The 21,673-nt window shown below is 54.8% G+C and carries 19 protein-coding genes; 4 read left to right on the forward strand and 15 right to left on the reverse strand.

The features are described from left to right. Positions 1 to 24: 24 nt before the first annotated feature. From JMF85_RS17855 to JMF85_RS17870, 4 genes are all read right to left on the reverse strand, one after another. Positions 25 to 1,029 carry a 2-oxoacid:acceptor oxidoreductase family protein gene (locus JMF85_RS17855; RefSeq protein ID WP_201318660.1) on the reverse strand — a complete coding sequence of 335 codons (1,005 nt, stop codon included), beginning with the start codon at positions 1,027 to 1,029 and terminating at the stop codon, positions 25 to 27. A gap of 648 nt (positions 1,030 to 1,677) precedes the next feature. Then, positions 1,678 to 1,977, reverse strand: a complete 300-nt coding sequence (locus JMF85_RS17860; protein WP_230875937.1) for a hypothetical protein — start codon at positions 1,975 to 1,977, stop codon at positions 1,678 to 1,680. A gap of 55 nt (positions 1,978 to 2,032) precedes the next feature. After that, positions 2,033 to 3,241: an MFS transporter gene (locus JMF85_RS17865; RefSeq protein ID WP_155613999.1), complete on the reverse strand. Its 1,209-nt coding sequence runs from the start codon at positions 3,239 to 3,241 to the stop codon at positions 2,033 to 2,035. 16 nt (positions 3,242 to 3,257) lie between these two features. Beyond that, complete coding sequence (locus tag JMF85_RS17870; RefSeq protein WP_201318661.1) at positions 3,258 to 4,427, reverse strand: iron-containing alcohol dehydrogenase; 1,170 nt, start codon at positions 4,425 to 4,427, stop codon at positions 3,258 to 3,260. Positions 4,428 to 4,608: 181 nt separating this feature from the next. On the opposite strand from JMF85_RS17870, the gene uraA reads away from it, so the two are divergent. Next, positions 4,609 to 5,901: a uracil permease gene (gene uraA / locus JMF85_RS17875; RefSeq protein WP_141334779.1), complete on the forward strand. Its 1,293-nt coding sequence runs from the start codon at positions 4,609 to 4,611 to the stop codon at positions 5,899 to 5,901. 68 nt (positions 5,902 to 5,969) lie between these two features. Here the strand turns inward: uraA and JMF85_RS17880 are convergent, their stop codons facing one another. The 7 genes from JMF85_RS17880 to JMF85_RS17910 all read right to left on the reverse strand — a co-directional run bounded on the left by JMF85_RS17880 (position 5,970) and on the right by JMF85_RS17910 (position 14,472). Beyond that, positions 5,970 to 6,365 carry a hypothetical protein gene (locus JMF85_RS17880; protein ID WP_054795436.1) on the reverse strand — a complete coding sequence of 132 codons (396 nt, stop codon included), beginning with the start codon at positions 6,363 to 6,365 and terminating at the stop codon, positions 5,970 to 5,972. 212 nt (positions 6,366 to 6,577) lie between these two features. After that, positions 6,578 to 8,731, reverse strand: coding sequence for a hypothetical protein (locus JMF85_RS17885; protein ID WP_201318662.1), 2,154 nt, complete (start codon positions 8,729 to 8,731; stop codon positions 6,578 to 6,580). Positions 8,732 to 8,770: 39 nt separating this feature from the next. Further along, positions 8,771 to 9,946, reverse strand: a complete 1,176-nt coding sequence (locus tag JMF85_RS17890; RefSeq protein ID WP_201318663.1) for an ABC transporter permease — start codon at positions 9,944 to 9,946, stop codon at positions 8,771 to 8,773. Then, complete coding sequence (locus JMF85_RS17895) at positions 9,943 to 10,662, reverse strand: ABC transporter ATP-binding protein (RefSeq protein WP_127606042.1); 720 nt, start codon at positions 10,660 to 10,662, stop codon at positions 9,943 to 9,945. The genes JMF85_RS17890 and JMF85_RS17895 overlap by 4 nt, the downstream gene beginning before the upstream one ends. A 25-nt stretch (positions 10,663 to 10,687) precedes the next feature. Then, positions 10,688 to 12,391, reverse strand: a complete 1,704-nt coding sequence (locus tag JMF85_RS17900; RefSeq protein ID WP_141334783.1) for an efflux RND transporter periplasmic adaptor subunit — start codon at positions 12,389 to 12,391, stop codon at positions 10,688 to 10,690. A gap of 142 nt (positions 12,392 to 12,533) precedes the next feature. Continuing rightward, a complete protein-coding gene (locus JMF85_RS17905; protein ID WP_054798934.1) occupies positions 12,534 to 13,793 on the reverse strand; it encodes a sensor histidine kinase in 1,260 nt (419 codons plus the stop codon). Beyond that, the gene (locus JMF85_RS17910; RefSeq protein WP_201318664.1) at positions 13,786 to 14,472 is read right to left on the reverse strand and encodes a response regulator transcription factor; all 687 of its coding nucleotides are present in this window, start codon (positions 14,470 to 14,472) and stop codon (positions 13,786 to 13,788) included. Before JMF85_RS17910 ends, JMF85_RS17905 begins: the two co-directional genes overlap by 8 nt. Before the next feature lie 181 nt (positions 14,473 to 14,653). Here JMF85_RS17910 and udk point away from each other — a divergent pair, with 181 nt between their 5' ends. Continuing rightward, positions 14,654 to 15,271, forward strand: a complete 618-nt coding sequence (udk, locus tag JMF85_RS17915) for a uridine kinase (protein ID WP_141334787.1) — start codon at positions 14,654 to 14,656, stop codon at positions 15,269 to 15,271. 111 nt (positions 15,272 to 15,382) lie between these two features. Here udk and JMF85_RS17920 read toward each other — a convergent pair whose 3' ends face one another. The 4 genes from JMF85_RS17920 to JMF85_RS17935 all read right to left on the reverse strand — a co-directional run bounded on the left by JMF85_RS17920 (position 15,383) and on the right by JMF85_RS17935 (position 19,409). Further along, positions 15,383 to 16,207: a tyrosine-protein phosphatase gene (locus tag JMF85_RS17920; protein WP_054795432.1), complete on the reverse strand. Its 825-nt coding sequence runs from the start codon at positions 16,205 to 16,207 to the stop codon at positions 15,383 to 15,385. A 183-nt stretch (positions 16,208 to 16,390) separates the two neighbouring features. Continuing rightward, positions 16,391 to 17,893: a flotillin lipid rafts scaffold protein FloT gene (locus tag JMF85_RS17925; protein WP_127605847.1), complete on the reverse strand. Its 1,503-nt coding sequence runs from the start codon at positions 17,891 to 17,893 to the stop codon at positions 16,391 to 16,393. A gap of 12 nt (positions 17,894 to 17,905) precedes the next feature. After that, positions 17,906 to 18,442, reverse strand: coding sequence for an NfeD family membrane protein (locus JMF85_RS17930; RefSeq protein WP_127605845.1), 537 nt, complete (start codon positions 18,440 to 18,442; stop codon positions 17,906 to 17,908). Between the two features lie 127 nt (positions 18,443 to 18,569). After that, on the reverse strand, positions 18,570 to 19,409 hold the full coding sequence (locus JMF85_RS17935; RefSeq protein WP_236595900.1) for a hypothetical protein: 840 nt from the start codon (positions 19,407 to 19,409) through the stop codon (positions 18,570 to 18,572). 320 nt (positions 19,410 to 19,729) lie between these two features. On the opposite strand from JMF85_RS17935, the gene JMF85_RS17940 reads away from it, so the two are divergent. Next, a complete protein-coding gene (locus JMF85_RS17940; protein WP_236595901.1) occupies positions 19,730 to 20,551 on the forward strand; it encodes an NAD(P)/FAD-dependent oxidoreductase in 822 nt (273 codons plus the stop codon). A 111-nt stretch (positions 20,552 to 20,662) separates the two neighbouring features. Next, a complete protein-coding gene (locus tag JMF85_RS17945) occupies positions 20,663 to 21,637 on the forward strand; it encodes a YpdA family putative bacillithiol disulfide reductase (RefSeq protein WP_127605841.1) in 975 nt (324 codons plus the stop codon). The last annotated feature ends 36 nt before the right edge of the window (positions 21,638 to 21,673 follow it).

Below are 21,673 nucleotides of genomic sequence, written 5' to 3' on the forward strand. Positions count from 1 at the left end.
TCGTTCACCTCTCCCGAATTTGTATTATTTCACCAAATCAAAGCGATGCGGCACGCGGTTCGCTTCGGCGTAGCCTTCCATTTCGCGGTTGGATGACAGCGCTTCCGTCGGACAGGCGACGACGCACTTGAGACAGCCCTTGCAGTATTGATAGTCAATGCCCTGCAGGAACATCTGCGGTCTGCCCTTCTTGTCCGGCTGCTCATCCCACACGAAACAAAAGTCGGGACAGGCGGTGTCGCACGCGGCGCAATGAATGCATTTCTCATCGTCAAAATGCGGCATCATCCCGTTACGGGAAATGCTCAAGTCTTTCAAAATGCTGTTCCCCGGGTTGGAAACCATCCCGCCGATCGGCTGGGTCAAGTACCCGTATACCGGAATGTCCCAACGCTTCGGCTCCGGCATCGACTCGCCCTCGGGCAGCGCGAACGTCTGGAACCTGACTTCGTCGTAACCGCGTTGGAACGTGCGCAAAGCCGGCTCCACGGCGCCCGGGTATTTTTTCTCCAGACTCTTGCGGATAATGCTCTTCATATGTTCGAAATCCAGAAATTCGCACAGACGGAACAATCCGCCAAGCATCGCCATGTTGACGCGGTTTTTCTCCTCAAGCGCGATCCCTGTAGCATCGACGACGGCCACGGTTCCGCCGATGAGGTTCATCTTCTCTTTCAAATCTTCAGGAGATTTGCCGGAGTTCACGAGCACGACGCTGTCCTCGTAAATGCCGCTGACGACGTTAATCGTCTTGGATAAATTTTCATGAAATACGCCGACCACGTGCGGTCGTTCCACCGGTGTCGTATCGCGGATATTCGTTTGCAAGTCGCAGAATCGAATATGCGCTTTAACCGGAGAGCCTTTTTTCTCGGAACCGTAGGAAGAAAAGCTGACACCGTTGAAACCGCTTCCGACAACGCCCGCTTCAGCAAGCATCTTGCCTGCCAGGTTAGCCCCAAGCCCGCCGATGGATTCTAGCCGAATCTCAAAGAAACCGAGCTCATTCGTTTTCGGGAGAACTCCCATGCTAGTAACGCCCCCTCGTACAATTGGATGGAAGGAATAGGATCCCTTTGCATCAGTATAACAGCTTCTAAGTTTCACGAATAGTGTTTTTATTATCATTTTTTCTGATAAGTGGCTTTCAGAAAGGATATTTTTCAACTTTACGCAGATATTTTTCACGTTGTTTAGTAGTATATAGTAATACTACTAATACAGAATGAAAAGGAGTCTGACGGTGTAATCCTGCGTCCTGTCAGCTTATCCGGACTGGAAATAAATTACATCCGAAGCAGCAAGAGAGCTTATGCGTCCGAGCGTTCAAGATGGATTTGTCCGAAAATGGGGGTACGACCGGCAGCCTTTGCGCTATACATTTAGCCATGAGGGAACGTCAGGGAGCCTTGCGGCAGGCCGGCAGCCTGACATGTTTGGAAGCCCATATTCCGCGGAGATGTAAGAAAAGCTCCTGACCGGAGCCTTTTCGGGGAAGATACATTCGTGTTTTTAAGGAAGCTTTTCTTGCGATACAGCAAGTGTTCAGCTCCGCTGAAAACTAATACTTCCGGTATCTTAAGAAAAGCTCCTGACCGGAGCCCGGATCTTGTCTGCTGCGCTACGGTTTCCGAGCTAAAAAAAACTCCGTCCCGCACGGCAGGACAGAGGCATTCTTCAAACTTCGGTACGATAGCGGCGGAACAGCGTCCACCAGCCGATATACAGCGCGTACACGCCTAAATAGGCCCCGCTGCCCAAAAAAACAGGATCATAGAACACTTTATGCACTTCGGTCATCATCACGGTATCTTTCACGACAATATCGAACACCGCACGGGCCGTACACAATCCGAACCCGTACATCGCTGCAACCCCGACCGCGTCGAAAGCGATGGACGCCCGCGGCGCGAGAAAACGGATGACAAACATGAAGGCCGGAGCAGCGACGGAGCTTGCGGCCAGCAGCAAGAACAACGCGCATCACCTCAACCCTAGCTTGCGCCGGAGGCTGGGCGGCTATGCGCTGCTGTTACATGCTTTCCTCCCGAACATGCCGGACGGCCGAGCGTTTGCTCTTCGCCATAAACCATACGCGGGTCAATACGGCGGCGGTCAGCCCAAGAGCCCCGGCCAAATAAAATCCGCTCTTCAAGCCTCCCCATTCGTTCAAGCCTCCTGCCAGAAAAGGGCCTGCGAACATGCCGATCGCATAGACCGCCTGATAGAAGCCCATGGCAGTCGCTCGTTTCTCATCCGGGATATGTTCGATCGACAGAGCGAGCAGCAGCGGCAGATGCAGCCCCTGCACGCAGCCGTTGATCGCTTGCGTGGCGACGAGCAGTCCGAAACCCGGTACGAGCGTGGTTCCGGCCGAGCATATCGCGCTGACAACGAAGCCGGTCATCACAACCGGCCATGCGCCGAACCGGGGCGCGAGCAGCCGGCCCGAGTAGTAGGCCGTCAAGGCGTGCGGGATCATGAAGGCCAACACGAGCAGGGTCAAGTCGAATTGATCGGCTCCCATACTAAGTGCGTACGAAGGCGTAAACCCGAACATCGTAATAAAGAGGACGCCGTGCGCCAAGATCGAAAGCGTCGACACTTTCAGCAGCAGCCGGTCTTTCATGACCGCGAACAAATCCTCATACCGCATCGGCGCCCGATGCATCTCGCCCTTCGGCTCCTTCAAGGCAAACGCCAGCGCAAATCCGACCAGCCCAATGATGGTCCCGGCCCAGAACGTGGCCGCCCAACCGCCGGTTTCCACCAGCAACCCGCTGACGCTCATGCCGATCAACTGTCCGGCGGCGGTGAGCAGGCTGATCATGCCCATCGCACGCGTCGCCTCCTCTTTCCGGTACAGGCTGGCGTACATGACCGTAAAGGCAACCCATGTCGATGCGGATATACCGGCCATGATCCGCCCGGCAAGCGCCCAACCGAGCTGTTCGCCCATCGCAAAGCAGAGGCAGCTTAACGTGACGGTCAGCATGCCGAGAACCACATACGGCTTGCGGCGTTTCAACCGATCCGACGCGATGCCAAGCGGAAGCCGCAGAATGATTTGCATCAGCCCGTAACTGCCAAGCACGACCCCCATCATCGTATAAGAAGCGCCCAAATGCTCCAAGTACGGCGACAAAATCGGGACGTACACGTAAAGCGAACACCAATATAAAATCGTTACGAGAATGAATATCGCATGGTTAAGACGATGCGAACGCTGGTTATTGTTCATGGCCGGTACCTGTCATTTACAAGCTCATGCGCAATATCGCCAGCACATCATCCGCGCCCAGCTTCCGGAAATAGCCGATCGGACCGAAGCGTACAGCCTCCTCCGCCATGCGCGGCAAGCTTTCCTCTCCGATGTTCAAGTCGCTCAACCGGGACGGCGCGCCGATGCGCGTAAAATATTCACGGGTCGCCTGAATGCCGGCAAGCGCGATTTCCTCGTCCGATTTGCCTTCGGGTTCAATGCCCCATACACGGACGGCAAACTGGACGAAGCGATCGATCCGATCCCGGTATACGTATTTCATCCAGTTCGGGAAAATAATCGATAGCCCTTCCGCGTGGGCGATATCGTAGATCGCGCTAACTTCATGCTCCATGGCGTGCGTCGCCCAATCGCCCTGCATGCCGACGCTGATCATCCCGCCGTTCAGCGCGTAGGTGCCGCACAGCATCAGGTTCGCGCGCGCTTCCGGATGCGCCGGCTCCTGAAGCGCCTTCTCTCCGTTCTCAATGACGGTCTGCAGAATCGATTCGCACAGCCGTTCCTGCAGCGGCGTATCCGTCGTCTGGCTGAAGTATTGCTCCATCACGTGCGACATCATGTCCACAATGCCGTTCACCGTCTGATTCGCGGGCACCGTGTACGTCAACGTCGGATCCAGAATGGAGAACTTCGGAAAAGCGTACGGGCTGCTGAACGATTTCTTCAAATTTTGCTCCCAATCGGTAATGACGGCGCCGCCGTTCATTTCCGAGCCCGTGGCCGATAACGTCAGCACGGTTGCGATGGGAAGCGCCGCTTCAATCTTTGCTTTGCGAAGCAGAAAGTCCCACACGTCCCCTTCGTAAGGAACACCGACCGCTACAGCCTTGGCTGCGTCGATCACACTGCCGCCGCCGACCGCGAGTACCAAATCGACCACTTCGTCGCGGCACAGCTTGATGCCGCGGCGCACGGTCGATACCCGCGGGTTCGGTTCAACGCCGGGCAGCTCGACGATTCGCGCGCCGATCTGGTGAAGCTGCTTAATCACCCGGTCATACAGCCCGGTTCGTTTAATGCTGCCGCCGCCGTAAACCAGCAGCACGGTTTGGCTGCCCAGTTCGGCTACTTGCTGGCCCAGCTGGTCGGCCATGCCTGCCCCGAACAAGATTTTTGTCGGGTTATGAAAAGTAAACGAGTTCATCGTGAAATGCCTCCTTCGTAGATAGAGCGATATCGAATTGCCAATTTTCATTATACGCTTCGAATTGTAAAGATGAAAATTTAGAAAAAACAATGGTATTTTCAAGGGAATTTGATTATGATATTAGCCGACGATACATACAGGCCTAAATTAATTCTACTCGTCAAAGGGGTGCGTCATTTTGTCTCGTATTCGCGAAGTGAAGGTGGGCGAGCGCCCGCCGCTGCTTCAAAGTTTGCCGCTTAGCCTGCAGCATCTGTTCGCTATGTTCGGCGCCACCGTACTCGTGCCGGTGTTGTTCAAGATCGATCCGGCAACTATTCTATTGATGAACGGTATCGGCACGCTGCTTTACTTGCTGCTGTGCAAAGGGAAAATACCGGCTTACCTCGGCTCCAGCTTTGCATTCCTGTCCCCCGTCTTCGCCGTCTTAAGTTCCGGCATGCCGTATCAAGCCGCGCTCGGAGGATTTATCGTATCAGGTCTTATTTTTATCCTCGTCGCGCTTCTTATTCGCGCCGTAGGCACCGGTTGGCTCGATGTGGTTTTCCCGCCGGCGGCCATGGGCGCGATCGTCGCCGTCATCGGGCTTGAGCTTGTGCCCGTCGCCGCGGAAATGGCCGGGTACATCAAGCCGGCGGCTGCCGGCGCCGATTGGCGTATAGACCCGGATGCCGTGCTGATCTCGACCGTCACGCTGCTGATTACGATCGTCGGGAACGTGCTTTTCCGCGGCTTCTTCAAAATCATTCCGATCCTTATCGCGATTGTGTGCGGTTATGCCCTTGCTTACGGGCTCGGCTTCGTTAATCTGGACCCGGTCATCGCCGCCCGGACCTTCACGGTGCCGACGTTCTACGCGCCGCAGTTCGAGCTGTCCGCCATCACGATCATCGCGCCGGCGGCGCTCGTCGTCATCGCCGAGCATATCGGACACTTGATCGTAACGGGAAATATCGTCGGCCGCAATTTGTCGAAAGATCCGGGACTGGACCGCTCTCTGCTTGGAAACGGCATTTCGACGGTTATTTCGGGTTTTGTCGGCTCCACCCCGAATACGACGTACGGTGAAAATATCGGCGTCATGGCGATAACACGCGTCTATTCCGTCTGGGTCATCGGCGGCGCCGCCGTCATCGCGATTGTGCTGTCTTTCTTCGGTAAGCTGGCCGCCTTCATCAGCACGATCCCTTCGCCTGTCATGGGCGGCGTATCGCTGCTCCTGTTCGGTGTCATTGCCGCTTCCGGCATCCGGATGCTGGTGGAAACGAAGGTCGACTATTCGAAGACATCCAATCTGATCCTGACCAGCATCGTGCTCGTCGTCGGACTTAGCGGCGCGACCGTGACCATCGGCAGCTTCAGCTTGAAAGGCATGGCGCTTGCAACGGTGCTCGCCATCCTGCTCAGCCTGTTCTTCAAGCTGCTGGAGAAGCTTAAGCTATCCAATGAAACGACCGACGCGCCGCACTGAACAGGCGTTTGTTACTTGCAAAAAGAGGACCGACCGAAGATAAACTCTTCAGTCGGTCCTTACTTCATTCAAGTCACGGCGTCGAGCCCGCCATATTTGGAGATCGCCAGCAGCAAATCGTTCAAGACCGGAAGGATGAACTGTGCCGTGCCAAGGCTGAACATTCCGCTTCGGTTATGCACAACGGCATCCTTGACATGAATACGGTAATGCTGCATGCCCGTCTGCATGTTGACCGTCTCGCTTACGCTGGAGCTTTCCCGCTTGATCCGCATCGGCTTGGTGCCGACGGGCAGTTCGAACGGGGTAATGCTGATAATGTCTTCCAAGCGGATATGGTAATTGGCGTGCGGCTTCTGATAGATCAGTTCTTTTGTTGAGACCGTCAACCCGAAATCACGCTTCTTGTGGGATAATTTAAGTTCGCCTTCCAGCGCTTTGATTCGAATAAAGTTCTCGTTCAAAGGGCCTTCCTCCTTGGGCCGGCGAGCGGCGGGAATCGTATGGATGCTGCAGCAGCTCATCATACCAATGCCTAAGGCATTAGAACGAGCATACCACATCTTACAGCGATGCGCTACACGCATCCTCCGGCTCCCCGCCGCTTCAATCCTCCTTGCCTTCCGGAGTGCTTCCCCCCGCAGGAACAAGCTCTTGCCGTTCCGCCGGTCGATGGTTATTGTTTCAGGGTTGTTAACAATCGCTTGGCCGCACCGTTTGGCGTCTGAACCGTTTCATAGATGCGGATACTGAGCGGATAGTTGAACTGGTTGTTGTTTACGCTCGCCAGCGTAACGGTCTGCAGCCCGTCGATCAGCTTATTCGCGCCCTGCAGCGAGTAGGTCGTACTGCCGAGGCTGCGGCCGGTCTGATCCGCCAATTCGAATTCGAGCGCCGCCATGGCGTCGTCAAGGATCACCTGCGCCTCTTTCTTGATGCTTAAATCAAGGATAAGTTTATACGACCAGGTGCTGTTACTGTAATTGCCGCTTAAATCCCACTGCTTGATATTCACTTCGTATGGATACATCGCGAGCTTCGTTCCGAACAATTCCGGTTTATCCTCATCCGAAGAACGTACGGCCACTTGAGCCGACGAGATCGGAAGTTTCAGCGCGCTCGCCGTATTTTCCAGGATGTTCAGCTTGAATGTGCCTGTAACGCCAGGCGGCAGCATATAAGAATAGCTGTATACATAGGCCGAACCGGGAATCAGCTGGGTTAGCGTCGTCGTTTGCTTGACGCCCGGATAAGATTTGCCGGACGAATCCTGCAATTCCGTCGCAAATTCAGGCAAATCCAGCGTCTCCTGCCCTTTGATCACGAATTTATATTTCGCGATCACCGACTGGTAGCCGCTCTCCGTGTTCGTGTGGGCATTAATTTCAACTAAAGACATCTCCAAATCGGAATCGATCGTCTTATTGTCCGCTTCGAAGACGAACGGCGTGCCGAAGGTGTACGCGCCGGACGTTATTCCCTCAGAGCTCGAAGCAAGACCGTTGTCCAGGTTCACAGCCGCGACCGGAACGCCAATGGCGCCTGTAACGGCCGAATTGTTCCCGGATGCCGCCGCTTGTCCGCTGCCGGCTGCGTTCGTATTCGCAGCGGCGGCTGCGCTCGTCTGCGACGATTTCTCGGACAAATAAAATTCGTAAGCCTTCGAAACAAGCTCGTCAGGCAACTCTACCGCAAACTGATACGTTGTCGCCTTGCCGGCAGCCGTATATTTCTCGGTGCCGACGATGGTTTCCATCGTTACGGAATGTTGCTGATCTTTCGAGACGAGCAGCCCTATCAAATCAGGGTTGGCTATCGAACGGCTGCTGCCGTTGTGAACGACCGCTGTAAGCAGCGCCAGTCTTTTGCCGGACTGCCTCACTTCCTCCGCCTTCGTCACTTCAACCGACAAGCCTTCTTTTCCCTGACCGTTAAATGCGGCCTTCTCCCCCAATTGCACCAATTGGAACAAGGATTGAAGTCCGATTTCTCCGATTGATTTGCCCGTCGATTTGTTGTTCAATCCGAGGTTCACCTTCCCGAGCTCGGGCTCGGCATCCAACGAAGCATGAAGCAGCAAATGAGTGATCGATGATCCGTCCAGCTTGCTTTCATCCACTTTACTCGCCGTCAAAGCGAACGTTCTCTGCCCGTCTTGCAGCACATAATTCATATTGACCGGATCCCAGCTGTTTGCGCCCGATACTTTCACTCGCGAGTCCAGCGTGATGTTCCATTTGCCGTCTACCGGATAGGCGAAGGCCTTGTCGATTTGTACGGAAACAAACGTATTGCCGGTCACGGTGGAATCTGCGCTCGCAAGATTAAATACAAACTGATGATCGTTCTGCTGAACCGACATCGCTTTTTCAACGGAAAGCGCGCCCAGCTCCATATGATTCCGACTGCGGTCAAAGAAGCTTACCTTTAGCTGATCTACGGTTAAGGCCGAGGGCAGCTTGGAAATGAAGGAGAACGAACGTTCGGAGTTAGGTGCAACGAGGGCGTCCGCCTTTTCGCTCAGCTGCGCATAATAGCTTTTTCCGTCCGTTGTCGTCACCTGGACGCCATAGTTGTTAAAGTCAACCGCGGAACCGCCGGCGTTGTTCAACTGAACCCGGAACTGGATCGTTTGACTGTCCGTTCCCTTCGCTAACGAGACTTCTTCCAATGTGAAATAGACCGAGTTGTTAATAAATACGCCCTCTTTGCCTGCAAACGATACACCCGGATTCAAGGTATATAACAGCAGGCAAGCCACGATCAGCGCCCAGGCGATCAGCGGATATTTCACGCGGTGCGGTCGATTGAATTTTTGTTCTTTATTCAATGTTGTAGCCTCCTTAGAGCTTTTGCCAAAAAATGGGAGTCAATCCGTACGCAAGGCGTCGATCGGACGCAGCTTGGATGCTTTATTCGCCGGATAAATGCCGAACAGGATGCCAACTGCAACGGAAAATAAAAAGGCATAAATGCTGATGTCCCATGAAATGACGGTCATTTGATTCTTGTTGATGTAGGGCCAGGCCAGCGAAATGCCGATCCCCAGAACCAGCCCGATCAAACCGCCCAATCCGCTAATGACGACGGCTTCGACCAGAAATTGCATCAGAATGTTTTTGCGCTTGGCGCCGATCGATTTCCGGATCCCGATCTCTCTCGTTCGTTCCGTAACCGTTACGAGCATGATATTCATGATCCCGATCCCGCCGACCAGCAGGGAAATGCAGGCGACGCTGACAAGCTGGCTCGTCAACGAACTGGTCGCAGCCGTTCGCGCCTCGACCAGCGAATCCTGGTTCAGTACGCGGAAACCGTTCGCGCTCTTATACTTGGTCGTCAAATAATTCGAGAAAGTCTTCTGTGCCGCCGCCATCTGTTCCTTGTCGGCCGCTTCGATATAGGTCGTCCGGATGTTGCCAAGGCCCAGCTGTCTTTGTGCCGTTGACAGCGGGATAACGATCGATTCGTCCACCGAGGTTCCCATCGTAGTCCCTTTCGTCTTTAACGTGCCGATGACCGTAAACTCGTACCCTTTAATATTAATTTTTTTGCCAATCGGGTTCGCCGATTCGAACAGTTCCGTTGCAACCGTACTGCCGAGTACGGCGACATTGGTCCGGAAGCTTTGGTCCGATTCCGAGAGCAATCGACCGGCAGCCAAATTTAATTTCGTAATCGAGAAGTAGCGGTCGTTCGTCCCGATGACATTATAGGACTCCTGCGTGCGGTCATACTTGATGTTCACGCCCGAGGAAGTGACGGTAGGAGCCAAGTAATTGAATTCCTTGAATTGCTCGAACTGCATCACTTCGTCGTAGTTCAGGCTGTTCGCGCGTCCCTGACCCATAATGTTTACGGTGATGAGATTCGTTCCGAGATTTTCATATTGTTTTTCGATGGCAGCCGTAGTTCCGCGTCCGATGGAGACTAGCGTAACGACCGACGCTACGCCGATAATAACGCCCAGCATCGTAAGCAGCGTTCGCATCCAGCTGGCCGTTACCGTTTTGAGCGCCATGGAGATGAGTTCCGATACTCTCATCGCAATACCTCCGCTACCGCCCGGTGAGTGGGCGCAGCATTGCGTTGATCGCTGACAATGTGCCCGTCCCGGATCGTTACAACGCGTTTGGCATTCTCTGCGATATGAAGATCGTGCGTAATCAGAATGATCGTGTTGCCCGCATGGTTCAGCTCGATCATCAGCTCCAGCACTTCCTGGCCGGTGGTCGAGTCCAGCGCGCCGGTCGGCTCATCGGCAAGCAGAATGGCCGGCCCGATTGCGAGCGCCCGCGCGATCGCTACCCGCTGCTGCTGTCCGCCCGACAATTCGCTCGGCCGGTGATGCGAACGCTGGCCCATTCCGAGCGTTTCCAGCATGTGCATGCCGCGCTCTCTTCTCTCTTTCTTGGAAAAACCGGCATATATCATCGGCAGTTCGACATTTTCAATGGCGGTTAATCTCGGCAGCAAATTAAATTGCTGGAAAATAAAGCCGATCTTTTTGTTCCTCACTTCCGCCAATTGATCGTCCTTCAGCTTCTCCGTCACGACGCCGTCCAACACGTAGGAGCCGGATGTCGGGACGTCAAGCAGCCCGATCGTATTCATCAAGGTTGATTTGCCGGAGCCGCTGGGACCTACGATGGCGATAAACTCCCCCTGTTCGACGGAGAGGGAAACGCTCTTCAGTATGGTCAAATCCTCCGTTCCCCGTTTGAATTGTTTGACGATATCCTTCAATACAATCAAGCTCATAACCGCTTCGCCTCTCTCTCCGGCATTATCTGTTGTTGCCGCCTCCACCGCCGCCAAAGCCGCCTCCGCCTCCGCCTGGAAAACCTCCGCCCTGGAAGCCGCCCTGGTTTCCTCCGGAGCCTCCGAATTGTGAAGCGCCTTGTTGGAATTGGTTGCGCATTTGCTCGATTTGCTGCGGGGTTAAATTGTTCGCTCTGGTCGATCCGGCTAGCACGACTTGATCGCCTTCGGCCAAGCCTTCGGTAATCTCGACATGGCTGCTGTCGTTCGCGCCTACCTTGACTTCCTTCCGCTCTAGAGTGCCGTCCGCTTTCTGAATCGAGACTGTATGCCGCCCATTTCTCACTTGAACCGCTTGCGTCGGCAGCAGGAGCACGTCTTTCTTGTCGGTGATAATAATGTCCGCACTCGCGGTCATGCCGTATTTAAGCTCCGGACTGCTCTTCATACTCAGAATGACGCTGTATGTACTGACGCCGTTGGTAGTCGTGCCGACGGTCGATACTTGCGTCACTTCCGCATCGAACGTTTTGCCCGGAATGGCATCGACACGCACCTTCGCCTGCTGCCCGACCTTGACGGAAGGCAGATCCAACTCATCCACGCTAATCGCCAGCTGCAAGGTGTTCAGGCTTGCGACCGCGCCCAATTTAACATCGCTTTTAATGGTCGATCCGACGCGGTAAGAAGCGAGCACATTCGTTTTGGTATCTGCAAAATCCGTAGAGAACACGCCGTCGAACGGCGCGTATACTTTCAAATTCGCGAGCTGATCCTCCAAATCCTGAATCGTCTTCGTTTGCTGCTCGATTTGCTGTTGTTTCGTCGCTATATCTTTGGACAAGCTGTCGTTCACGATCGTGGCAATCAACTCCCCGGCGCGTACGCTGCGGTTTTCCGTAATCTCCAGCTTGCCGATCGTCCCCGTAACGCCTGCGAATACGGTCGTGGTCGTTTTGTATTGAAGCTTGCCTGCGGCCGTCGACTCGACCTTCAATCCATTCACGGACATAGAGCCTTGAACGTTAAGATCCGCATCCAACGTCCCGTCGTTATCCACTCGAATCTTCACATCGCTGATCCGGTTTCCTTTCGAATCCGCCTTGTTCCCGGTCGAAATCGATTCGATCGTGCCCGACTTGGTCAGCAGAAATCCATCGATCGTTAATTCCACCTTATCGCCGGCCCGAGCCTGCGCCGCTTCCTCCTGGATGAACGGCAGCGTGACCGTTAACGTTCCGGTATCCGCTATCGTCGCGATTTTCGTCGTTTTGGAAACGCCGGCGCCTTCGCTGATATTGGCGGCCAAAATCAGCTTTCCGCTCGTCGGCGCCGTCGTCTTCAGCGCCCGCAGCTGCTCTTGAAGATCCTGCAAATCCGTCTGGTATTGATTCAAAGTAATCTTGGCGCTGTCCAATTTCTCGACCAGATTCGTATCGGTGAGCTCCAGCAGCAGGTCTCCTTGCTTAACGGTTTGATTCCGCGCCAGGTTGATCGTTTTGATCATCCCTTCCTTGGGCGGAGTGATCATCTGCAATTGCTCCGCGGCCAGCTGAGAGGTGCCGGTAATCGTAGCCTGAAGATTGCCCCTGGTTACTTTGACGGTTTGTTGCCCGGCTGTCGCTCCGGGCTTCGTCGTTTTGGCGCCTTGGGTGAAATAAACCGCTGTCCCTCCCCCTGCGACGAGCAGTGCAGCCACTACAATGATTAGGGTTTTCTTCTTGTTCACTGGCGATGTACCTCCCGATAAAACTTCTCAAATTCGTTTCCCTGTGATTATTAAATCAGAAGATTATTAAAATAAAATTTGAAAAGCTTAAGAATAGCTTAGTTTAGCCTGAAAAAAATGCAAAAAAAAGACCCCGGATTTTTCAGGATTGAAAAATCCGGCGTCTCTTCTTCAGCAGCTTCGGATTCCATTCGCAGGGAAACCGCATTTGAATGACCGTGCCTTGACCCTCATTGCTTTCCGCACGGATGGAGCCGTGATGGGCTTCCACAATCCACTTCGCAATCGATAAGCCGAGACCTACTCCGCCGTCCGACCGCCTGCGCGCCTTATCCGCTCTGTAGAAACGATCGAACACATGTGGCAAATCTTCCTTCTTGATGCCGATACCCGTATCCGCAATTTCGATGGTGACGTAGCTGCCGTCCGTCTCCGTCCGGATGCTTATCGAGCCTTCGTGTGTATATTTCAACGCATTATCCAGAACAATGACCAGCAACTGATGCAAATAATCCGGATCTCCCGTCATGGACAAAGCCTCGGGCGTATACGTTCGCAAGCGGATGCCTTTCAGTCGGCACAAGTCCTCGAACTCGTTCGCGACCTTAACAATCATGCCGGCCAGCTCCACCTTGGTATATTGAAGCTGGAACTGGTGTGAATCGGAACGGGCGAGCGTCAGCAAGTCTCCGACCATCTTGCTCATGCGCTTTGTTTCATCGATCATCACGGCGATTTTCGCGCTTTCCTGTTCGACCGTTCGCTCCGGATGCCGGAATAGACGCTCCAAGTGAAGCTGCAGCACGGATAACGGCGTACGCAGCTCGTGTGAGGCGTCCGAGACGAACTGCTGCTGCTGCTCCCAAGCCTTCTGAATCGGCACAAGCGCGCGGCTTGCCAGAAACAACCCCGTCATGACGGCGATCAACAGGCTGACAAGGCTGCCCGTTCCGATCAGAAACAGCAGATTGTGCAGCACGTTCCGCTCCGGCTCCAGGTTGTATGCGATCTGCAGCCTTCCGTTCGGAACCGTTTTCGTCAACACCCGATATTCGGAATCCTGGACGGTGATATTGACGAAGGCTCCTTCTACGCCGGCTTGCTTCAACGTTTCGAGCAGCGGTTCTTCCACGCCGTCGCGCGGCGCCTGGAACTGTACGTTGCCATGCGCATCCCATTGGACGAATGTCATTAATTGAGGGGGGCGAAAAGGGAAATTTCTGCCCGGTTGACGGTTGCTGATGAACGTGAAGCCGTTCATTTCGTTCTTCATGGCCCGATCCGTCTGTGCATATAACCGCTTCTCGGTCGAATAGTAGAGAACCGCGCCCAGGCCATTGAACAGCAGAAAAAAAACAAGGGAAAATAACAGGACCAACCGATACCTTGTCTTGTTAAACATGCGCCCCCTCCGCCTTCAGCATATATCCGACGCTTCGCACCGTACGAATATACGACTCGCAGCCGCAAGCGTTCAGCTTCTTGCGAAGGTAGTGCACATACAAGTCGACGGCGGTTTCGTTCGCATTCGAATCGAGTCCCCACACCCGGTTGAAGATTTGATCGCGCTTAACGATCTGCTCCTTATGCTGAATCAAGTAGGCAAGCAGCTCGTACTCTTTGCTCGTCAGCTTGATCAGAGTGCCGTTGCAGGTTGCTTCGCAATCGTCCGGCGACAGAACGAGGCCGCCATAAGTCAGGGGCGTTTCTTCCGCCGGGCCTTTCTTGCGCCGATGGAGCGCGCGCAGCCGCGCCAGCAGCTCATCGATCGCAAACGGCTTCACCAAATAATCGTCGGCCCCGGCATCAAGTCCCTTCACTCTCGCTTCTATCGAATCCCGCGCCGTGAGAAACAGGCAGGGGGTACGTATTCCGTGCTTTCGCAGCGATTGGATCATGCTGAGACCGTCCATGCCCGGCAGCATGATATCCAGTACCAGCAGGTCGTAATATCCTTGCTCTGCGAGCGCATATCCTTCATGACCGTGCTCCGCATAATCGACCTGGTAGTGCTCGTCCTCCAGCACAGCCACGATCGCATCCAATAAATGGGCGTCATCCTCGACAACCAACACGCGCACGTTCAAGCACTCCCATCTGAACTGAATTCCTCGTATGAACTAGTATAACCGCGGTTTTTCACAGGAAGCAAGATCAATCCCGGCGAGCGTGTACATGTTGTCGAACAAACTCGTTTTCCTACCCCGCTTATGCTACAATACTACAATCGAAACTGTATGCTGCAGGAGGACAAGGATCACCATGTTGATTATCGGTATCGCCGGAGGCACGGGCTCCGGGAAGACGACTGTCGCCCGATCGGTTATCGACCGTCTCGGGATGGATAAAGTTACGTTTATTTCACAGGACAACTATTATAAAGACCATTCGCACTTGCCCTATCATGAAAGAGAATCGATCAACTACGATCATCCGCTCGCCTTCGATAACGAACTGCTTCTGGAGCATCTCCGGACGTTGAAGCAGCACCGTACGCCGGTCCAGGCGCCCGTCTACAACTTCTCCATGCACAGCCGTTCGACAACGGAGACGGTCGAGTTGATGCCGAATAAAATTGTCATTATCGAAGGGCTGCACGTATTGTCCGACGAAAAACTCCGCGGCATTCTCGACATCAAGGTGTTTGTCGACACGGACCCGGACGTTCGCATTCTGCGCCGCGTGCTGCGTGATATTCACGAGCGCGGGCGGTCTATCCAATCGATCCACGATCAATATTTACACACGGTCAAGCCGATGCACGAAGCGTTCATCGAGCCATCCAAAAAATATGCCGACATCATCATCCCCGAAGGCGGGCAAAACGAGGTCGGCATTCAGCTGCTCTCCATCTTAACAGAGAAATACTTAACGACGTAAATTATATGTGTTATTAAATATATATCAAGCTAACAGATTCAGATACGGTTTGCGCTTCAGTGCGCAGTGAAAGAGCTTCGCCCATCCGGGCGAAGCTCTTTCATCTCTGCCTTATACAACCGATCGCGCCGCCTCTTCTTCAAGCAGCAATTGCTTTAACCGCTGAACGCAGCTCGGATCGATGCCGCACACATCCGCGACGTAACGGTCCATCGATCCGTGGGTTTGAACGACCTCCTCGAGGACACGTACCAAATATTCCCGCTTTACAACTAACAAATCCTCGAAACGCTCGGGTGGGATTTGGAACAAGGTAACCCAGCGCATGAACCGGATAAAGGGGCGGACCCTCGGTTGAAAATACGCGTTCGTCAATTCATACTCGTCCAGCACCGTAGACATCGGCACCCCGACCAGCAGCTGGATCAAAGCGCTCAAGTAGCCCGTCCGGTCCCGGCCGGCCGTACAATGAATCAATGCGGGCATGTTCGAACGCTCGCTCAACAGCGAGATCACTTCCTGAATTTGAGTCGTGCTTTGATGCGCAATGCTCTGATAGAAAGCCCGGTTGAACGCGTCAAATTCGGATTTGGCGCTTTTGCGGAGGAGCATGCCGATCAGCTTCGCTTGATTGAGCTTCTCCCCCTCTTTAAACGGATAAATCGGGATATGAACGGTTCGCAGCCCTTCGGTCGGAGGAAGCCGATCCGGCTTCTTCTGTCGTTCGTCGGGCGTGCGCAAGTCACAAATCAGCTTCAACCCGTATTGATTCAGCTTGTCTAGGTCCTGCAGCGTCAGACGGGATAAATCGTCGGAGCGGAACAAAACGCCCGCTTTCATCCGGCGACCGTCGGCGGTCGCCAGCCCGCCGATATCGCGAAAATTGAATAACTTGGTAAAGGGTCTTACGATGGGTCTTTCTTCGGTTCCGTTCACGTTGTATACATTCCTCTTTCTACAATCAGTGTTATTCAATCAGGATAAAGCATTCCACTTGCGCACGGTTCGTACAAAACGATTATATCGTTTTTTTCCGTAAACGAATATAGACAAGGAGGCCAGCTTTGCAGCTGCCTCCTTGTCTTTCGGCGGAATGTATCGGCTTACAGACCACTTGCGTTATTCGGCCGCAGGCGGCTCCACGGCTGCCGGCGCCGCAGACGGCGTCACGGATCGCTTCGTGAAGTTTTTGATCAGTTCCTCCACGTCCAAACCGCTGACGTTTTTCAGCATGTCGGGAGCCGTCGCCATCAGCTCGGTCACGTAATTGCTGACGCGCGTCGCCCCTTTGCCGCCGCCCGTATCGACGACGGTCAGCTTGTCGATCGACTTCATCGGCTCCGCGATTTTGCCGGCGAGCTCCGGCAGCATCTTCACGATGATGTCGAGAATCGCGGCTTCGCCGAACTTCTCGAACGCCTCCGCCAATTTCTCCTTCGCCTCGGCCTCCGCCAAGCCGCGCAGCCGTATAACCTCCGCTTCCGCCGAGCCCTTGGCGCGCTCCGCATCCGCGATGGCCATCCCCTCCAGCCGCTTCTGCTCGGCCATCGCCTTCGCTTCGGCTTCGATCCGGTACTGCATCGCGTCGGCTTGCGTTATTTGCTTCGCCTTCTCCGCTTCCGCCGCCTGGATGACAGCATACCGGTCGGCGTCCGCTTTCTTCTTCACTTCCGCATCATACTGCTTCTCCCGGCGTAAAATCTCTTTAGCCTCGAGGTCGATCTCGCGCTCCTTGCGGACGATCTCGACGCGCATTTGCTCTTCGACCACGCTTTGCTTTGCGCGAGCCTCCTGGATGTTGTACGCCTGATCCGCTTCGGCCCGCGCCATCTCTTGATCTTTCTTAAAGGAAGCGACCTTCAGCTCCTTCTCCTTGTTCGCTTCCGCAATGTTCGTATCGCGCAGCAGCTCCGCCTTCTGCCCTTCTTCCTCAGCAAGCGCCTTCTTAATCCGCGAATCCCGCACGGCTTCCGCTTCCGCGATTTCGGCATCGCGCTTCACAGCCGCGATCCGGGGTTTACCCAGCGCGTCCAAATATCCGTGCTTGTCGCGCAAGTCTTTGATGGTGAACGAGACGATTTGCAGACCCATTTTCTTCAAATCTTTGGCCGCGACGCCTTGAACCTCTTGCGCGAATTTATCCCGGTTGCGGTACACTTCCTCTACCGTCATCGAGCCGAGAATCGCCCGCAGGTGCCCTTCGAGCACTTCCTGCGCCTCGCCCTTCAATGCTTCCGTCGGTTTGCCCATGAACTGCTCCGCCGCCGTCGCAACGTCCTCAACCGCGCCGCCGATCTTAATGATCGCCACGCCGTCGGCCATAACCGGCACGCCCTGCTCGGTATACACTTCAGGCGTCGAGACGTCGAGTTTATGCGACAGCAAGGATAAAAACTCGGCCTGCTGGAACACCGGTAATATGAACGATCCGCCACCGCGCACGATTTTAATTCTACGGCCGGTATCGTCCTCCATCACGTTTTTGCTGCCCAGGAAGGAACCGGTTACAATCATCGCTTCATCGGGACTAACCGTCTTATACCGCGCCCAGAACGCAAGTCCCAGCACGACGATCACACCGACAACAATACCCGGAATTACAAATACATCGTTTACATTCATTCCCTTCACTCCCTATTCCAAATTGGTTTCAAGCGGAGATACCCAGACCGAACCTTCACGTACTTCGACTGTGACGACACGCGCCCCGGATGCGATTTCGATGCCGTCAAAGCTCTCCGCGATTTGATTCGTCACGCTGCCGCCCATCCGATACAATACTTCCCCGCAGCCGCGCGCCGGAATCGGGACCGATACTTCCCCGATGCGCCCAACCAGATCGTTCATGGAGAACGCAACGGAATTATCGGTGTTGTTCATCGGTTTAACATACAATAAATAGACCAGAACCGAAGTTCCGACGGCCGCAAGTGACGCCAACGCGAGCACGTACGCCGTGCCGAGAGAGGTGAGCCTCATCAGCATTAGCCCTGAGCCGCCCATAACCGTAATAGCGCTAAACAAGACCATCGGTTGAAAAACATGCAGCAGATCGCCGGACATCCAATCGAACATCCCGTCCAGCGCATTGCTGAGCAAATCTCCTAGCAGCACAGTCACCAGCGCAAACAAAATACCCGTCACCAGCAAGCCCGTATAAACTTCCTGCATCCGAACTCCCCCCTGGCTGTTTAGGAATTACCCAACGGTTAATACGTGAAATTCCGTCAAATAGTTGCACTTTCACCTGAATATTTTACAAATAAAGTATATCAAACAAAACCACCGCCCGAGTAACTTATCGGTCGGTGGCTTTGTTTTTCAACGCCATCATTTGATAGACGGCTCTCGTATCTCCGCGCAGCGTCACCTCGGCGCTGCGCATTTGCGATGAACCGTCGCCGTCCAGGAAGATGCCGTCGACCAGTTGGCCGGGTGCGATCGTCTCCCGAATCGCCGTGCGGAACGCTTCGACGGTGCACGGCTTGTCCGAGACGATCATCCACAACGCTTGCTGCCGGTCGTAGACGGCTGCAGACCGCAGGCGCGGAGCGTCCATCACGGGCATATTCTCTTTCCTTGCCTGCGTCCGCCACCCGGCTTCGTCGTTCAGCGACATGCTGACGCCGCCTTGCGCCCAATACCGTTTCCGGTCCGTGACCTGCAGCCGGTTCGCGGCATCCGTCACCTGGATCGAGAAGCGCTGCGAAGCTTCGTCCCACACCAGCGTCCCTTTCGGCACATCGATATTGGTCCATCCCGAACCGTAGTCGTGCGGTTGGCCTTTGAGCGGACGATCGCCGATGACCGCGATGCTGAGCAGATCCCCGTTCCAGAAGAACCCTCCGTTCATCCCGTATTCGTTCGTATCGGTTACATTCGTAGCGATTGCCCGCAGTTCGACATTAGCGGGGCTCGTACGCAGCGCATGAAGCCGTACGCCATTGGAAGCGCCATACAGGGAGTACGTATAGGGCGGGGGCGGGGCCGGCGCGGGCTTCCGGAACGTCGCAATCGGCAAGCCGAGCTGATGGGCCAGCAGCAGCGACAGCCATAAGCCCAATAGAAATCCGGCGATTAACAGACCGGGAGATACGGTGCGCGTCGTACGCACCATTTTCGGCAGAGCGGTATGCATCGGTGTTCCCTCTCCTTCTCGTTCAGAGCGGCCCGCCATATCGAGCCTCGCAATCTATTCTATGAATCCAAACTAGCGATTATGACGGGACGTCGCATAGAATGCCCTGATGGACGTACCGGTTATGCCGAATAATGGATAAAAAACGCGCTTCCGATCTCATACTAAGTGTTGTGTCATTCCATACCGAATTCAATCCTAGGAGCGCCTCATGAACCTTATATCCGGGCGGTTGTTGTGGCCGCTCACCTGGTTAGACGCACCGACTTATCCGAAGCTCGGACACGATATTGAATGCGACTGCTTGATCGTCGGGGGTGGTGAAGCAGGAATATGAAACGCTCTCCCGATACGGATTTCCTGTGGCCTACTTGGAAGCCGCCAACATCCGGGCGAGATTTCCCTTCGAGAAGCCGGGTGCCATTCTCTCCAACGGGGACGCCGAAATCAATCCGTACAAGAATGCCCACGCCTTGATACAGACCGCGCGCCGCCACGGGCTGCGCGTCTACGAGGAGACGCAGGTCCAGCGGCATGAAGCCGGTAAGGACTACAATATTTTTATCACAACCGACGGCCGGCGTATTCAAGCGAAGAAAACCGTGTTCACGACAGGGTATGAGACGCAGGAAATCAAACCAAATCCCAATGCCGTAATGTCCAGCACTTACGCCATTGCCACGAAGCCTGTCGAAGCACTGGCATACTGGCCCACTCGCTGCATCATTTGGGAGACGGCCCGGCCTTACCTGTTTATGCGGACGACCGCCGATAACCGTGTCATTATTGGCGGCTTGGACGAAACAACGACGGACCCGGACGAACGCGATCGTAAATTGCCGGCCAAGCAAAAGGAGCTGCTGCAGGAGGCGATCAAGCTGTTCCCTGCCTTATCGGGATCTGATGCCGAATACGCGTGGGCCGGGTTATTCGGAGGCACGCACGACGGCTTGCCGTTAATCGGCAGGCAGGCCGGCTTCCCGCATTGTTACTTCGCCTTGGTGTACGGCGGCAACGGTACCCTATACAGCACAATAGCGGCGCGGATAATAGGAGGACTCATCACCGAAGGCAGCCACCCGGACGCGCCGCTGTTCCGGTTCGATCGTCCGAAGCGCGACCCAGGCTTCTCTGTCGGGTGACCGCCTGCTTCTTTTACCACGTAAAAACTGGAATCGTCTCGCCCGATCGGTTACTATGGTAATGAAATGCTATTTCATACTATGAACCTATCGCATCGAGGTGATCGTTAAATGGAAGAAGCCGTCGTGATTGGAGCCGGCCCTTGCGGCTTATCCGCCGCCATCGAACTGCAAAAAATCGGCATCGACCCGCTGGTGATCGAAAAGGAGAACGTTGTTCATTCCATTTATTTATATCCGACGTACATGCAATTTTTCAGCACGCCGGAACTGCTGGAAATCGGCGATTATCCGTTCAGCACCCCCAATGAGAAGCCTACCCGTCAGGAAGCGCTCACTTACTATAGGACAGTGGCAAGCCGCAGGCAGCTGCGCGTACGCCCTTATCAGCGCGTGACCGAAATCGGAACGGCTGGGGACGGCGCCTACAAGCTGACGGTGGCGGACGCAAGCGGACGGGTTAACATCGTCGAAGCGCGCCATGTCATCGTGGCGACCGGCTATTTCGACCAACCGAACCTGCTTGGCATTCCCGGTGAGCAGCTGCCGAAGGTGAGCCATTATTTCCGGGAAGCGCATCCTTATGCAGGAACGAAGGTAACGGTCATCGGCGGCAGCAATTCCGCCGTCGACGCGGCGATGGAGCTGCTCCGCGCGGGGGCGGAAGTCACCGTCGTCTACCGCGGAGATACGTACTCGCCCGTCATTAAGCCGTGGGTGCGGCCGATCTTCGAGAGCATGGTGAACAAGGAACGAATCCGGATGTGGTTCGGCTCCCGGGTTACACGGATCGATGAAGCATCGGTCACCGTCGTCAAGGACGGCCAGGAGCATACGATCGAGAACGATTTCGTGCTGGCGCTTACCGGGTTTCATCCCGACCGCAGCTTACTCAGAGCCGTCGGCGCCGCTTTCCGCGACGACGACGAAGTGCCGCTCTTCGATCCGGAGACGATGGAGACGACTTGCCCGGGCATTTATATCGCCGGCGTCGCCGCGTCAGGCAGGAACGCCAACGAAGTATTTATCGAGACAGGCCGCAATCACGGCGTCTGGATTGCGAGGCATATCGCGAGCAAGCGGTAGCCTTCAAGTGAAGAAAGCCGGGGTCCCCATGGGTTC

It is taken from the genome of Paenibacillus sp. EPM92 (assembly GCF_016586185.1).
In the GTDB taxonomy this organism is placed as follows: Bacteria; Bacillota; Bacilli; order Paenibacillales; family NBRC-103111; genus Paenibacillus_G; species Paenibacillus_G validus.